General features: G+C 47.8%; 2 protein-coding genes. Both read right to left on the bottom strand.

The window, feature by feature from the left end:
- The coding region (locus L5L77_RS22440; protein WP_263186858.1) for a hypothetical protein at positions 1-789 on the bottom strand (789 nt) is incomplete at its 3' end.
- A gap of 183 nt (positions 790-972) precedes the next feature.
- The coding region (locus L5L77_RS22435; RefSeq protein WP_263223441.1) for a hypothetical protein at positions 973-1594 on the bottom strand (622 nt) is incomplete at its 5' end.

Below are 1594 nucleotides of genomic sequence, written 5' to 3'. Positions count from 1 at the left end.
GCCAACTATTCGTTCATTTTTCAATAAAAAGAGTTCCGACCCCGGTAATTGCTTCATCAGTAGCGACAACACTTTATGCATATCTTCGGGATGGCAATAACAGTCGAGATTTGAATAATATCCGAAATAAAACCTGTCTGTATCACACGATATATATGGCCTCTTGTGGGTCACTTTTATCATATGGGGGTGTCCACGCTTGATAGCACTTATTGAGGTGGTTTCTACATTTTTAAAACCAGTAAAGAAAAATGCCCCCAGAGCCATTCCGCCTGCACCAATCAGCGCTGCTGGGCCTAAAAAGGCCACCCCGACAATACAAACCACCACCCCAAACCAAGCCAGCCCACGCACTACCGCGTAAGCTGCATCCGGAATCGCGTCATGATAGGTGGTAACTAAACCCTCGGAGGTGAGCCGATAATGGTACTGTTTGTCTGCAAACCAGAGGTAACGAGCAGATAAGCACATAATTAAAGCCATGATGATTAACCCTATACCCAAGCTAGTATCGCCAGATAGCAAATAGCACCCTATAAGTGCTACGCAACCACACGGGATCAGGAAGGTTAACCAAAATAGACCATACACAGTCGCTACCTTAATATCCCACTCATAAAGCGTGGGCGCCTCGCGCACCCGCTGCTGACGCAGCTTGTAGAGCCGGTCTTGCTCCTCTTGGGGTAATTGCAGGTACTCACTTCGCGGCAGGTCTTCATACCGACTGTCGTCCAACAGTTGTGTCTCTTGCTCTGTCGACGCCAACTGCGGCGCAGCTCTCTTATTCATATAGCTATTCCTTTGCTGTACCCACGGACTGCACGGTCATCGTTAACCTACCCACACAGCTCGTACTTAATGTTTTCTCACCCTTGACGACCTTGCCGCTAAAAAGTCTGTTAGCATCTTGGTGGCAAAGCTGTCACTGATGGACACCGAGTCTCGCGCCAATAACAGGCGCGAGAAAAAACGTTAACTGGGCTGGGTATTGTCAGGGGTAAAATCTGCCAGTTGGGCAGGTTCGCCTGACTCAAATAACGCAAATGGTACGCCATCTAACACGCGCTCATTTTTAAATACACGGATTTCTGAATCAGGTAACTGCGTCATCAGCAATGACAAGATAGTGTGCATCTTATCCAATGGGCAATGAAGACGAATACTTGCTCGTAAGCCCATTGTTCGTACATCCGATTGGCAGGCAATAAATGGACGATTCCGCGTTACCTTAATCAAATGACGATGCCCATTTTTTATAGGGCTCTCATAAGTTGTCTCTATATTTTTAAAACCAGTAAAGAAAAATGCCCCCAGAGCCATTCCACCTACACCAACCAGCGCTGCTGGGCCTAAAAAGGCCACCCCGACAATACAAACCACTACCCCAAACCAAGCCAGCCCCCGCACTACCGCGTAGGCGGCATCCGGAATCGCATCATGATAGGTGGTAACTAAACCCTCGGTGGTGAGTCGATAATGGTACTGTTTGTCGGCCAACCAGAGGTAGCGGATAAATGGCGCAAAAATCAATGCCATGAAAAAAAAACCATACCATTGGTCAGACTCATACCAGTGTGCCACCAAGCCAATCAGC

This window comes from Shewanella sp. SM29 (assembly GCF_025654245.1).
Taxonomy (GTDB): Bacteria; Pseudomonadota; Gammaproteobacteria; order Enterobacterales; family Shewanellaceae; genus Shewanella; species Shewanella oncorhynchi.
The sequence above is the reverse complement of the archived record's forward strand: the minus strand, read 5'-3'. Positions and strand labels throughout refer to the sequence as shown.